The sequence below is a fragment of the Flavobacteriales bacterium genome (assembly GCA_029248105.1).
GTDB lineage: Bacteria > Bacteroidota > Bacteroidia > Flavobacteriales > UBA7312 > UBA8444.
Map to the genome: position 1 here is coordinate 34,490 of JAQWJZ010000008.1, position 14,220 is coordinate 48,709.

12 protein-coding genes are annotated in these 14,220 nt (G+C 36.7%); 4 read left to right on the forward strand and 8 right to left on the reverse strand.

Going from position 1 to position 14,220, the window contains the following annotated elements; genetic code table 11:
- The first annotated feature begins 3 nt into the window (after positions 1 to 3).
- Positions 4 to 1,809: a membrane protein insertase YidC gene (yidC, locus tag P8I29_01080; GenBank protein MDG1916387.1), complete on the forward strand. Its 1,806-nt coding sequence runs from the start codon at positions 4 to 6 to the stop codon at positions 1,807 to 1,809.
- Between the two features lies 1 nt (position 1,810).
- Here the strand turns inward: yidC and P8I29_01085 are convergent, their stop codons facing one another.
- Complete coding sequence (locus P8I29_01085; GenBank protein ID MDG1916388.1) at positions 1,811 to 2,539, reverse strand: menaquinone biosynthesis protein; 729 nt, start codon at positions 2,537 to 2,539, stop codon at positions 1,811 to 1,813.
- Positions 2,508 to 3,023, reverse strand: coding sequence for a DUF456 domain-containing protein (locus tag P8I29_01090; GenBank protein ID MDG1916389.1), 516 nt, complete (start codon positions 3,021 to 3,023; stop codon positions 2,508 to 2,510). Before P8I29_01090 ends, P8I29_01085 begins: the two co-directional genes overlap by 32 nt.
- A 107-nt stretch (positions 3,024 to 3,130) precedes the next feature.
- Here P8I29_01090 and P8I29_01095 point away from each other — a divergent pair, with 107 nt between their 5' ends.
- Both P8I29_01095 and purB read left to right on the forward strand, forming a co-directional pair.
- Positions 3,131 to 5,182 (forward strand): T9SS type A sorting domain-containing protein, encoded by a 2,052-nt coding sequence (locus P8I29_01095; GenBank protein ID MDG1916390.1) that lies wholly within the window; start codon positions 3,131 to 3,133, stop codon positions 5,180 to 5,182.
- Positions 5,183 to 5,289: 107 nt separating this feature from the next.
- Complete coding sequence (purB, locus tag P8I29_01100; GenBank protein ID MDG1916391.1) at positions 5,290 to 6,642, forward strand: adenylosuccinate lyase; 1,353 nt, start codon at positions 5,290 to 5,292, stop codon at positions 6,640 to 6,642.
- Here the strand turns inward: purB and P8I29_01105 are convergent.
- Genes P8I29_01105 through P8I29_01125 form a run of 5 tightly spaced genes read right to left on the reverse strand, consistent with a single transcriptional unit; the run spans position 6,639 to position 11,123 of the window.
- Positions 6,639 to 7,193, reverse strand: coding sequence for a hypothetical protein (locus P8I29_01105; protein MDG1916392.1), 555 nt, complete (start codon positions 7,191 to 7,193; stop codon positions 6,639 to 6,641). The genes purB and P8I29_01105 overlap by 4 nt on opposite strands.
- Positions 7,194 to 7,199: 6 nt before the next feature.
- Positions 7,200 to 8,417 carry an L-2-hydroxyglutarate oxidase gene (gene lhgO / locus P8I29_01110; protein ID MDG1916393.1) on the reverse strand — a complete coding sequence of 406 codons (1,218 nt, stop codon included), beginning with the start codon at positions 8,415 to 8,417 and terminating at the stop codon, positions 7,200 to 7,202.
- Entirely contained in the window at positions 8,417 to 9,262 is an 846-nt protein-coding gene (locus tag P8I29_01115) for a DUF5777 family beta-barrel protein (GenBank protein ID MDG1916394.1), read from the reverse strand. Before P8I29_01115 ends, lhgO begins: the two co-directional genes overlap by 1 nt.
- Positions 9,252 to 9,791, reverse strand: a complete 540-nt coding sequence (locus tag P8I29_01120; protein MDG1916395.1) for a YceI family protein — start codon at positions 9,789 to 9,791, stop codon at positions 9,252 to 9,254. Before P8I29_01120 ends, P8I29_01115 begins: the two co-directional genes overlap by 11 nt.
- Positions 9,792 to 9,818: 27 nt before the next feature.
- Positions 9,819 to 11,123 (reverse strand): MFS transporter, encoded by a 1,305-nt coding sequence (locus P8I29_01125; protein ID MDG1916396.1) that lies wholly within the window; start codon positions 11,121 to 11,123, stop codon positions 9,819 to 9,821.
- 96 nt (positions 11,124 to 11,219) lie between these two features.
- On the opposite strand from P8I29_01125, the gene P8I29_01130 reads away from it, so the two are divergent.
- The gene (locus tag P8I29_01130; protein MDG1916397.1) at positions 11,220 to 12,809 is read left to right on the forward strand and encodes a SulP family inorganic anion transporter; all 1,590 of its coding nucleotides are present in this window, start codon (positions 11,220 to 11,222) and stop codon (positions 12,807 to 12,809) included.
- A gap of 56 nt (positions 12,810 to 12,865) precedes the next feature.
- Here P8I29_01130 and P8I29_01135 read toward each other — a convergent pair.
- Positions 12,866 to 14,220, reverse strand: a 1,355-nt coding sequence (locus P8I29_01135) for a T9SS type A sorting domain-containing protein (GenBank protein ID MDG1916398.1), incomplete at its 5' end; no start/stop codon positions are given.

A 14,220-nucleotide genomic window follows, 5' to 3' on the forward strand; every position in this document is an offset into this window, starting at 1 on the left:
CCCATGGACAAAAATTCCATAACAGGCGTCATTTTAATTGTATTAATAGTAGTTGGCTACAACGCCCTATTTCCACCAGTAGTAGAAGTAGAAACTCCAGAAAAAGAAACTACAACCGTTGTTGTAGAAGAAGAAATAGTACAAGAAGAAACAGAAAACATAGTATTTTCTGACACTACAGCACAAAACGAATCGTACCAAAGAGCATTTGGCGTTTTCGCACCATCGGCGACAGGTAGCGATGAAGACGTTGTTATTGAAAACGATTTAATCAAACTTTCTATTTCACCAAAAGGGGGTAGAATAGTATCTGCTATTTTGAAAGACTACCAAACTACAGATTCGCTACCGCTAAACCTTGTAGACAGGGATTCTTCAGCATTTAATATTACCTTCTTTTCAGAAGGCAATAGAATTATTAATACTCAAGATTTATATTTTCAATCGATTGACAAGACTGAAAATTCTGTAGCCATGAGGATGATGGCTTCTAATGGCGGCTATCTGGAGTATGTATATCAGCTTAATGCTGGCGATTACATGATGGACTTTAAAGTCAACACCGTTGATTTGGACGATATCATCCCGTCTAATCGTAATGATTTAGAATTGAAATGGTCTGTTAATTTACCTAGTACTGAAAAGAGTATTGAAAATGAAAGAATGTATTCTACTGTTTACTTTAAGTACCTCAACGATGAAGTAGACTACCTTTCTGAAACAAAAGACGATGAAGAAAGTCTAAGTGGCAAAGCTCAATGGATAGGATTAAAGCACCAGTTTTTTAGCTCTGTGCTTATCAGCAATGACGGCTTTGAGAAACCAATATCAGTAAAAACAACTACTAAAGAAGGTTCAACGCAATTTGTCAAAAACTTAGAAGTTGAAGCCTCACTCGCTTACAACCACAATTCAAAAGAAAGTATTCCTTTACAATTCTATTTTGGACCTAACCATTATGAAACTCTTTCTTCATACAATATGGATTTGGAAAGAATGATACCTCTAGGGTGGGGGATTTTCAGATGGGTAAATAAGTACGCTGTAATTCCTATTTTCAATTGGTTAGACAACAGTATTACCAACTACGGAATTATCATTTTAATAATGACATTCATAATTAAGATGGCCTTAGCACCCTTTACTTTAAAGGCATACAAGTCGCAAGCGAAAATGAAGGTCTTGAAGCCTGAAATTGATAAAATCAATGAAAAACACAAGGACAAAGACCCTATGAAAGCACAACAAGCGACTATGGCTCTTTATAAAAAAGCTGGAGTAAATCCTCTGGGTGGTTGTGTACCTATGCTTTTGCAGATGCCTATACTTTTCGCCCTATTCCGTTTCTTTCCAGCAAGTATTGAACTTCGTCAAAAGTCTTTTCTATGGGCTACGGACTTATCCACTTATGATTCCGTATTAGATTTGCCATTCGAGATTCCATTCTATGGCGATCACGTCAGTTTGTTTACACTACTGATGACTATATCTACACTGCTATACACTAGAATGAATAGCCAAATGAGTGGGCCACAAATGGCACAAATGAAATGGATGATGTACCTCATGCCAATTATGTTCTTAGGCTTCTTTAACAACTATGCCTCTGGATTGAGCTATTACTACTTCTTGGCTAATATGGTTACTTTCGGACAGCAATTCGTAATGAGAAAATACTTCATTGACGAAACAGCTATTTTAGCTCAGATTGAAAGCAATAAGAAAAAACCTGTTAAGAAATCTAAATTCCAAAAACGATTGGAAGACATGGCTAAAAAACAACAGGAAGCAGCCAATAAAAGAAAATAAACTAGGAGATAAAATCTAAAAACATCTTCATCGATTTTCTTTTCTCTTCAGTCAAATCGTAACTGATAACTTCGGTGAGATAATTCATTTTATCAATTTGAGTGTCAAAAGAATCCGACTTTTCGGATAAGGCTAACTCCATATTAGAAATGCCAAATTTAAGCGCTTCTGAAAATAGTTTTTCGAACGAACTAGCCATAGGCTTATTGCTTACCCAACACGCAAAAACAAAAGGCAAGCCTGTAAATGTTTTCCATTCTTCGGACAAATCGTAAATGTGAGAGAATCTATTTCTATAATCGTAAGCTCTATCACCGATAATAACTCCTGCCGTAGTTCCTTTAATATCCTTTTCAAAATCTGAAGTAGAATCTATGAAATGGGCTTGTATCTTCCAGAAATGTTTGCATAGCAATTGAACTAATGCATTAGAGGTTCTAGAATGATAATCCAATAAAATAGTATCTATTTGGTCTAGGGGCACCTCACTGAATAGACAGACGGTCTGAACGGCCCCGTCAGAAGAAATACAGAAGGGACTAACAACGCTAGGGTTTTCTAAAGTAGGAATAATAGCAACTGGCACTAAAGCTAAATCTACCTCGTCTTGCTGTAGTTTTTCAGCACATCTAGAAGGAATATCCAAAGATAAATCAACCCCTATCTCACTGTTTTCTAATCCAAAAACAAAGGGTATGCTATTTAAATACGAAACTGAACAGACTTTCAAAATGAGGTTGTATAGTTAAATAAAATTCTCGAATAAGGTAAATGCAGACCACTAACTTCAGTACCAATCCGCCAATAAAACCGATTAGTGCCCCAGATGCAATTTTAATGACCTTTATAAAATCGTCCTTTTCATCAATATAAGCGCCTACTAAAGCCCCCACAAAAGGACCAACAACAAAGCCAAATGGTATTGGAGTAATGATACCTAGCAACAAGCCTATCATAGTGCCATTAACGGCTTTCTTTGTGCCACCAAATTTTTTAACACCATAAATCTGCAACCAGAAATCAGCAATAGTAACAACAACGACAATACCAGCCCATTGCCATAAAAATTCATCAGAACATTGGTAGTCGGTAAAAGCTGACAGTATAAGTAAAGCTATGTATGAAAGTGGTGGGCCGGGAATTATAGGGATAAAACAGCCTAACAAGCCCACAACTAAAAGAATTGCACATATGATGATTAGTAAACTAGTCATGGTACAAAAATACGAATTTACTATTGGAAAAATTAATGAAAAGAAGGGTTATCTAGTATAAATTTGCTAAAATTGTAGAGATTTAAAATTCACAAAAAATATATTTTATGAAAAAAGTTCTATTTATTTTTAGTTTACTTTCATTTTTCACAGCAAATGCACAATTCAACTTTACCGATGATTTTGAAAGCTACAATGTAGGCGACTTCATTGGAGAAACTGACACCGTTTGGGTGGTTTGGCCTGCAGCAGGCACAGAAGATGTACAAGTAACAGATGCCAACGCTTTCAGTGGCTCAAACTCTTTATATCTATCTTCTTCAGCCGCAACAGGCGGAGGACCTGAAGATATCGTTCTTGAATTTGGAGAATTATTCGATGAAGGTGACTTCAACTTTACATCTAACTTTTATGTCAATAATAATATGGGTGGCTACTTCAATTTTCAAGCAGATACCGAAATTGGGGAAACATGGGCAATGGACTGTTTTTTGAATAATGATGGTACTATACAATTTTCAACTGGTGGTGGCGAAACCGTATTTTTAGAAAGCACCTATCCTTTTGACACTTGGTTCAATATTGAAATGAATATTAACCTAACCCTAAATCAATGGGAAGTGATGATAGACAATCAGTTTATAGGAACTTTTGAAAACACTATAAATCAAGTGGCTTCTCTCAATCTATACCCACTTAGTGGTAACCAATACTATTTAGATGATGTGTCTGTATCTCATGAACCATTTAACCCTGTAGGAATCAACGCTATTCTTTCAAGCTTAGATCTACCGACATATGTGCAGTTTCCTGCAGATGTTGATATTATGGGGACAGTATTAAACTATGGAGCTGAAACAATTAACTCTATGGATATCGTTTGGACAGACGGCACCAACACCTATACCGATAATGTCTCTGGCCTATCATTGGAAACATTAGACACTTACAATTTCACTCATCCTGATCAATTATCATTTACTGATGCTGATACAGCAAACCTAACCGTTAGCATTGAAAACGTTAATGCTAGTGCTGATGTTGATGACACTAACAATAGTATGAACGCTACAGTTTTTGCCGTAGAATTTGTAACTCAGAAAACACCTCTTTTTGAGCATTTCACAAGTAACACCTGTGGGCCGTGCGCTTCTTTTAATCCTGGCTTTCAAAACCTACTAGATGCTAATGATGTTAATGTTATTGACCAAGCCAAAGTTACGTGTATCAAATACCAAGTGAATTGGCCTGGATCAGGTGATCAAGCTTTTAATTCAGATGTTGGTACACGAGTACAGTATTATGAAGTATCAGGTGTACCGTCAGCACATATTGATGGGAAATCTACATCTTCCTCACAAGCAGAAATAGACCAACATAGAAACATGCCATGCTTCCTTGAGATTACAGGAACAGCTGTTGCTACAGATGGTACAGATTTAGCAGTTGATGTAACTGTTAAATCTCATTTCGATTATCCAAACTCAACTATTCATGTCGCTATTGTTGAAGATGAATACAACAATACTGCAGGAACTAATGGCGAAACTGAATTTTTTCAGGTCATGCGAAAAATGTTACCATCGGCAGACGGTACAAGTGCTGACCTAAGCAGTGGTAATACTTCTACCCTTTCAGAAAATGTTACAGTAGCGGTGGGTAATGTCACTCAAAACTCATTCAGAATATGGGAAGATTTGGGTAATTGCGTAGTCGTGGTATTCGTTGTTGATCAAGATACTAAGCAAGTATTACATTCTAAAGTTATTGAGATAACAGGGAATACTACTGTTACCCCAACTTGGTCCTGTGAACCTACAGGCTGTATTGATCCTGGAACTGGAGAGGGTGAATTCAGCTCTCTAGCGGACTGCGAGGCAGACTGTGTTTCAGACATCGAATTTTGGAATGCAATAGATGTACAGCTAATGCCAAACCCAGCAAGAGATAATTTCTCTATCGAACTGAATGCTTCTTCTCAGAATGTAAGCGTTAGCGTATATTCTATAACTGGACAAATAGTTAGTGAATTTAATTACGGTACTCTTAAGGGCAAACAAATTATCCCTATGAATATTAGCTCATTACAAGCGGGTATCTATACTGTTAAAATTCAAATGAATAACGAAGTATCAACACATCAGTTGATAAAACAATAACTGTCTAAACAACAGGTATTTTTAGCAGCTCACAAATGTGAGCTGCTTTTTTTTACAATAACATCTAAAAGATGTAAATTCGCAAAATAGAAATTAAGCTTTTCAAAATGTCGTTATCCGCTCTAAATGCAATCTCACCAATAGATGGTCGTTACCATTCAAAAACTAAAGAACTTAGTGCATACTACTCTGAGTCTGCACTCATTAAATACAGACTACAAGTAGAAGTAGAATATTTTATTGCTCTTTGTGAATTACCATTGCCTCAATTAGAAAAATTTAATACTGATTTATTTGGCTCATTGAGGAAGGTTTACCTCAATTTCAACGATGAAGATGCCCAAAAAATAAAAGATATTGAAGCTATTACTAACCACGATGTTAAAGCGGTAGAATATTTTCTGAAAGAGCAATTTGATAAACTAAATATCAGTGAGTACAAAGAATTTATACACTTTGCGCTAACCTCACAAGACATTAACAATACAGCGACACCACTGCTTATAAAGGAATCAGTAGAGGATATATTTCTTCCCAGTTATCTGGAGTTAGTCGAAAAGCTAATCGAGTTAAAAGATGAATGGGCTAACATACCCCTGCTGGCAAGGACACATGGTCAGGCGGCATCTCCTACTCTTTTAGGTAAGGAAGTGATGGTATTTATTGAACGACTAGAACGTCAGATGGGTTTATTAAATATGGTTCCATTCTCCGCTAAGTTTGGTGGAGCAACAGGTAATTTCAACGCTCACCACATTGCCTATCCAGAAGTAGATTGGGTAGCTTTTTCTAACGACTTTGTTGAGGATACGCTAGGCTTAGACCGATCACAAGTCACTACTCAAATTGAACACTATGATAACTTAGCAGCTCTTTTTGATAATTTCAAACGAATAAATACTATCCTCATTGATTTAAGTCGTGATATATGGACTTATATATCGATGAATTACTTCAAGCAAAAAATTAAAGAAGGCGAAGTAGGTTCATCTGCTATGCCCCACAAAGTAAACCCCATAGATTTTGAAAATGCCGAAGGTAATCTAGGTATAGCAAATGCTATTTTCGAACACCTATCTGCTAAACTGCCTATCTCTAGACTTCAAAGGGATTTAACAGACTCCACTGTTTTGAGAAATGTAGGCGTACCTATGGCTCACTCTATTTTAGGCTTTAAATCCATATTAAAAGGGTTGAATAAATTGATTCTTAATGAAGAGGCTATTCGTGCAGACTTAGACGACAATTGGGCAGTAGTAGCAGAAGCTATTCAAACCATTCTGAGAAAAGAAGGTTATCCCAAACCATATGAGGCTCTAAAGGCATTGACCAGAACTAACGGATTGATAGAACAACCTACACTGATTAACTTTATTGATACTTTAAAAGTAAGTGATGAATTGAAAGAGTACTTGAAAAGCATTACCCCTTTCAACTATACGGGTATAGAAAAACTTTAATCCTCAATCAGTTTATATTTCCCGAGATAATCTGACCAATTCCAAATGAAATTGCTCATTAAATCGGTCAATTCTTGAAGAAAAACAGGATTCGGCTCGTTTTGATTTTTCAATAAGTCGCCTTGATATTCGTTCAAATTATATTTTACAAAAATACTTTTCGCCATGGCTTTTTCAATGGTAATATCTTCGCTGTATTGTTCCTTAAAAAAGTTTTCGTAGTCGATAAACATATCTCTAACAAGGTCTTCCTCTAAATCCATAAACTTGATAAGCTCATTCAAACTAGCATGGTGCAAACGGTTTACTATATGATCATCAAAAAAGTTTGGCAGACAATGGTTATTAGCTGCAAAGACAATCATCAAAAACCAATTGGCATCGTCCATCTTTAAATTTGGAGATTCCTCAAATTTTCTGTTGTCATTGACAAATTCAATGATTTCCGAAAAACCTAAATCAATAACCTCAAAAAGAGTCCTAGAATACACTGAGGCCAAATCCTTTACGTTAACTTTCTCTTTTTTGCTAAAGCCAAATAATTTCAACATAATATGCTAAGGTAAACTAAAATTTTTCTTTACTACTGTTAACACTTCATCGCCTATTGCCAAGCAAGCTGTTGCTGCTGGAGATGGCGCATTCAAAACGTGGATACTGTCGTCTTTGCATTCTATTTTAAAGTCGTCGAACACCTCGCCATCTCTGCCGAGTGCCATTGCTCTGACTCCACTTCGTCCAACCACGATATCCTCCATTTTCAACGAAGGTATCAATCTATTTAATTCTTTCAAAAATAATCGCTTAGAAAATGCTCTTTTGTACTCATTTAATCCAAAACGCCAGTGTTTGAAGAATAATTTCCATGTCCCTTGGTACATTAAAGCCTCAAGTGTATCCTTGAGGTTAAAGTCCGTTTTGCCGTAGCCTTCACGCTTAAATGTAAATACGGCATTTGGACCACACTCTATACTACCATCAACCATACGAGTAAAGTGAACCCCTAAGAAGGGGAATTCAGGATTAGGGACGGGGTATATTAAATTATTGACTTTTGATTTGCCTTTCTCACTCAAGTCATAATAATCGCCTCTGAAGCCTACTATTCGAACGTCTGACTCAATCTTATCTTTTTTAGCTAATCTATCAGAATGTAACCCCCCACAAAGTATTTTTTTACTCGCTTTAAACTGACCCTTTGACGTATTGATGATTCCACCCTTGCTAAAAGATTTCACCTCACAAGAATATAATATTCTACTGTTGGGATTAATTTCTTTTATCAGTTCAGCCAATTTATTAGTAACTCCAACAAAGTCGATAATACCAGACTCTGGAACCCATAAAGCCGCCAAGCCTTCCACATGAGGTTCAATTTCTTTTAAGCGATTGGCATCTATTTTTTCTATACCCTCGAGGCCATTGGCTTTGCCTGTTTCACAAATTTTATCTAAACGCTCTAGCTCGTCTTGTGAAACAGCAACAACGACTTTACCACAAACATCGTGCTTGATATGGTGATTTTTAGCAAAGTCAACTAATTGCTTTCTTCCATTTACACAGTTTTTGGCTCTAAAAGACCCCGGACGGTAATACAAACCCGAATGGATAACACCTGAATTTCTACCTGTTTGATGGGCAGCTAAAGTATCTTCTTTTTCAAAGACCACTATATTGAGATGAGGGTATTCTTGTTGCAGTTTATAAGCACATGAAAGGCCTACTATTCCACCTCCTACTATTGCGATGTCAAACGTTTGTGATTGCTCTGCCATTAAAATACTCTTGATATATTAAAGCCAAAATAGATATCTCCTTCTAGCCATTCTCCTTGGGTTTCTATTAAAAAGGCATGTTCGTTCATTCCTCTAGAATTACTAAGGTGTAAAGAAAAAACGTGCCCACCAGTTTCTATATCCACTCCTAAAGACAACATATTTACATGATTTTCTTTCATCTCGCTAAGAGCATTAAAATACTCACCATTAACAGAAATCTTTTTGCTGACTTTATAACGCCCTCCCAGTCCTATGAACAAAGGATCAGCAGATGTACCAGCCTCGTAAGAATTGAGGTGCATATGTGTCGGTAAGATTACAGCAGAAAAATTAGAGGAGAACTTCCTAGCAATAATAAACTGATTACTGAAGGTTATCTGATTGAGCAAATCGAAATTGGCTTCTTCCCTTTTACTCTCCGATGGATGAATCAAAAACACAGATGAATAGGCTGACAAGACAAAAGGGAAAGAATTACTTTGTCGCAATATATTCCACTTTACGGAAGCATCAAATTGTTTGTTGGTAGAACTACGACCACCACTTAGGCTAATGCGTTCTGTTAAACCATAATCCAATGCCATACGCACTTGAGAATTATCTAAGCCCCATAAGTTATAAAAACCTGAATTAAGTGTACCAAAACGGTGTTGTATTAAGAACTTGAATTCCCCTTTGGCGGTTTGTTTGGAAGACTGAGCATTGACAATTCTATTATCTTTAAAAATTGAGGTCGTTATTTTTCTTTCATTATCATCTGCTTCTAGCATACTCAGCAGATCTTGAGAAAAACTGAATTGAAAAGAAAAGAGCAGAGCTAGCAAAAATAGTTTATTCATCATTTTTGTTTTGAAGTTTCATATCAACCACCACTTGGATGACTTCTGCAATTTTATACATCATAATTTTGGGAATATCTACATCGTAATTATCTAAAACAACATCGAAAGTAGATGAAATGTGTAAGTTCCCGTTTTTGAGTTGTGCGTTAGCAATCATCTCTGTGTTTTTGCTTATGCCGTGTATAGTAAGCTCTCCTTTAACCTTAAGGTTGTGTTGTTTACTCAAATCCAATTCTGAAAAACCAGCTATTGAACCAGTGAAAGTTGATAAGGGGTATTTTTCACTCTCCAGATAACTTTCATTAATATGCTCTTGCATTAGGGAGATAGGGAAGGTAAAATCTTCAATTTTCAGACGAAAAGCAAAGCCTCCTGTCTGACTATCAACAATCGCCGATACCTCATTATTGACAGCCTCAATATTTTCTATGGGTGCTTCAGAAAAGAAACTAACCGATCCGTTATTGCAGTAGTATTGTTGAGCAATAAGCGGAGTACTAAAAAGTAAACAAATCAAGATTAGTCGCATAGAGCAAAGATAGTAATTTAGTCCTTTTTATAGTCTTTTTGTCAATTTGTATCCTACAAAAAATAAGACAAAAATAACTATGAGTCCAGCTTGTTGTGTTTCAAAATAGGCTGTTGCTAATCCGAATAAAAATGGCCCTAAAAAAGCAGTCATTTTTCCTGAAAAGGCATAAAAGCCAAAAAATTCATTTCTTTTTTCTTCAGGTGTTATCCGTGCCATATAGCTTCTACTTGCCGATTGGTTTGGTCCCGAGAACAAGCCTATAAGGATAGCAGCTATCCAAAACAAATTTTTGGAATTGAACCAATCTGGTATGGCATTGCCTCCAAAAATAAACTGAAACAGACCGGGTAATTCAGGAGCTGAAAAGGCTATTAGACAAGCTATCATAAGAAAAACTATACTCCACAATATTACTTTTTGGCTTCCCTTGCCATCGTCCAGATAGCCAAAAGCATAAGCCCCAATTCCTGCCATTACGTTAAGCACAATACCTAAAATTATTATCTCCTCAAAAGAGAACCCAATAGTCGTTGCTGCATATATACCACCAAAAGCAAATATGGTTATTAGTGCATCGTTATAAACTAAACGAGCCAAAAGAAAATGAAATATGTTGCGATATGAAGAAATAGAATTTAGGGTATTTTTCAACCCATCAAAAGAATTTTTAATTGCTAGTGATAAAGGTTTATTGTTCTTGTGTTTATGGTCTTTGACCCAAAGGAAAAGAGGTAGGCTAAAAATCAAAAACCATAAGGCTACCAACAAATTGGTGGCTCTAATATTTTCTCCATTTTCTGTACTAAAACCTAAAATAGGCTGTTCGGTTTGCACAAAAAACAACAAGGCTACCACTAAAGCCAATAGCCCTCCTACATAACCCAAACCCCATGCCATACCAGACACTTTACCAATACGGTGTTCTGAACTCAATTCGGGCAGATAGGCATTACAAAATACGGTGCCAAACTCAAAAGCGATATTAGCAATAATAAAAAGTCCCAGAGCAAAAACAACCTGACCGTCTTGCGGAAAAAATAAAAGTGCTGTCGCCACCACACATACCAAAGTACTTAGAAGCATAATACCTTTTCTTGAACCAACATTATCGGCAATAGCTCCTAAAATAGGCGATAATAAAGCGACCACTATAGCTGTTATTGAAATTGCCCAAGACCAATATTGAGTCCCTAATATTTCATTATCAGCTATGGATTGGGTAAAGTAAGTACCATATATAAAAGTAACTACCAAAGTAGTAAAGGCAGAGTTAGCAAAGTCATACATGGCCCACGACCAAATTTGTCTTTTATCGTCTTTTTGAATCATAAGTCCGAAAGTACAATTATTTATTATGATAATTTAATTCAATAAATCGCTACTATTTCTTTGAATAACTTACTTTTGCCGACTTAATTTAAACAGATGATTTCATTAAAAAATTTCAAATTCATTGACCGAACTAACGGAAGCGTTAAAGATGATATTCTTTCGGGAATAACTGTAGCACTTGCTTTAGTTCCTGAAGCCGTTGCCTTTGCCTTTGTGGCTGGTATTTCACCTATTGTTGGATTATACGGGGCATTCATGATGGGTTTAGTAACTTCTATTTTTGGTGGTAGACCCGGTATGATTTCTGGTGCTACTGGTGCACTTGCCGTAGTAATGGTTCACTTAGTAAGTGAGGGCAATACCTTAGGTGGCGATAGTTCAATGGGCTTACAATATTTGTTTGCTACTCTTATTTTGGCTGGTCTAATACAAACTGCTGCTGGCTTATTTAGACTCGGTAAATTTGTACGTATGATACCCCACTCCGTAATGCTGGGCTTTGTGAATGGATTAGCAATTGTAATTTTCTTATCCCAGTTGGGTATGTTCAAGACCAATGGTCAATGGTTAGAAGGTCAGGATATGGCTTATATGATAGGCTTAGTGGGTTTAACAATGGCTATCATGGTATTTCTTCCTATGCTCACCAAGAAAGTTCCTGCCGCTTTAACAGCCATTGTAGTAGTTTCTCTGATTGTAATTTTTGGTGGTATAGAAACTGAAACCGTAAAATCGTTCATCGTTGCTAGTGGTGGCGAAGGAATAAAAGCGGGTTTACCTACCTTTAACGTACCTTTAATTTCATTGAATTGGGAAACGCTAAAATTCATTAGTCCTTATGCTCTCATCTTAGCGGCTATCGGACTTATAGAATCTTTAATGACGCTTAATCTTATTGACGAATTGACAGAAACAAGAGGTCATGGCAATAGAGAGTGTGTAGCACAAGGTGGTGCAAATATCATCAACGGCTTTTTTGGTGGTATGGGTGGTTGCGCTATGATTGGACAAAGCATTATTAATATCAAATCTGGCGGAAGAGGAAGACTATCTGGTATAGTGGCTGCCTTAGCTTTATTATGCTTTATTCTTTTTGCATCGGCCTATATTGAAATGGTGCCTATTGCTGCCCTAGTAGGCGTTATGTTTATGGTAGTTATTGGCACATTCGCCTGGAGTAGTTTGAAAGTATGGAACAAAGTACCCTTAGCCGATGTTGTAGTCATTGTATTAGTAACAGGGCTTACCGTTATGTTTGACTTAGCTATAGCTGTATTGGCAGGTGTTATTGTTTCCTCATTGGTATTTTCTTGGGAAAATGCAAAGCGTATTAGAGCTCGTAAATTTGTGGACGAACACGGGGTGAAACACTACGAGATATATGGACCTTTATTTTTTGGCTGTATTGAGTTATTCAATAGCAAGTTTGATGTGGCGGAAGATCCTAAAGAGATTATCATTGACTTCAAAGAATCTCGAATTATGGATCAATCGGCTATCGAGTGCATCAATAAGCTCAGTGAAAAATACATTAAAAATGGAAAAAGTGTTCACCTTAGACACCTTTCTAAAGACTGCATAAGACTGATAAAAAGAGCCGATAAAATATGCGATGTTAATGTTTTGGAAGACCCCGATTACTTTGTAGCTATTGACAACTACCGAACATTGAAAGCTAAATAGAAAAAGGTAGGGACTTTCGCCCCTACCCTTAAATTTCCATTAGAGAAAAGAAAATGTTAATCGATGACAATACGTGTTTTCAACGATTGTGTTGGACTCGTTAAACTCATAATGTATATACCTTTATCTACTCCATCCAAGCTAATAGCGTTATTGCTTGAATTAAGCTCTTTGCTATAAATCAATTGACCTAGAGTATTACTGATAGATAAATGCAGTTTGTCTTGTGGCTTTTCGCTCAACTCCAAAGTAAACTGACCGTTATTAGGGTTTGGATAAACCTTAATGTCCGATTTAGTATACTGACCTATTGAAGTAGAAGAATCCAATGAGGTTACACTTATACATTCCGATATTTGAACAGAACTTCCTATGGGAATTTGACAAGCATAATCACCCAATGCTGATGCGGTAAAATCTATAGATGTTTCTCCACTAATTGGTGATGAATCCGAGCAATTAACCCATTGATAACTAGCCGCAGGATCCGATTCGTTAGAACTCAAATAAACATTCTGACTTTGGTCCACTGATAAATCCACATACAATATAGATAGGTTCGTTTGGACAACACTATCGCAAGAATACATATTCGGAATGGTATCGTAATAAACTCCTGTTTGAGTATAAGCATTTCCAGTAACTGAAACAAAGGTGTCGCATTCGATAACATTAATTGATGCTGATGTATGCGAATTGATAGTAATATCGAGTGTATAAATACTATCGCAACTAGCATGAGCAACAGTATCCGAATATATGCCTGTTTGCGAATACACATTGCCAGTGTAGGGCGAAGTATAAGAAATACAAGCGGTATCGCTAACACTAATATACTGTGTACAGGTATTCACTTTAAAATTATCAATATAGGCATTAAAGTCAGCAGAACCAATATTCACATCCGATTTGACATAAAAAGCAAATTTAACCACGCCCGAATAAGAAGATAAATCATATACCTTGCGTTCAGAATCGTTAGGGAATCCTGTGGAATTATCCCAGGTGTCCAAAACGTTTTGAGCACTCCACGTAACTCCATTATCGGCGGATATCAATACACTAAGGGTATCGTCATCTGCTCCTGAAGCAGGTCCAGAACCAAAATAGGCCGTAAATACCACATCAAATTCTAACTGATAATTTTGCCCACTACCCAAATCAATAGATTGTGATATCAGCCATTCTTTTCTATTTGAATAGACATTAATGTATGCCGAAGAACTAGACCCTGAAACATTACCATAAGACCCATCATTCCAAGCTGCGTCTTGAATAGTAAGAGTCGTACTATCTGTCAATTGACCTACAGCTTCCTTCCAACACATTGGAGCTATAGCATCGAAAGTTTGCAATGCCGTTGGTGCGCTCAAGGTAACGCATGGGGTGCTGAAACCATAAGGACCTGTCC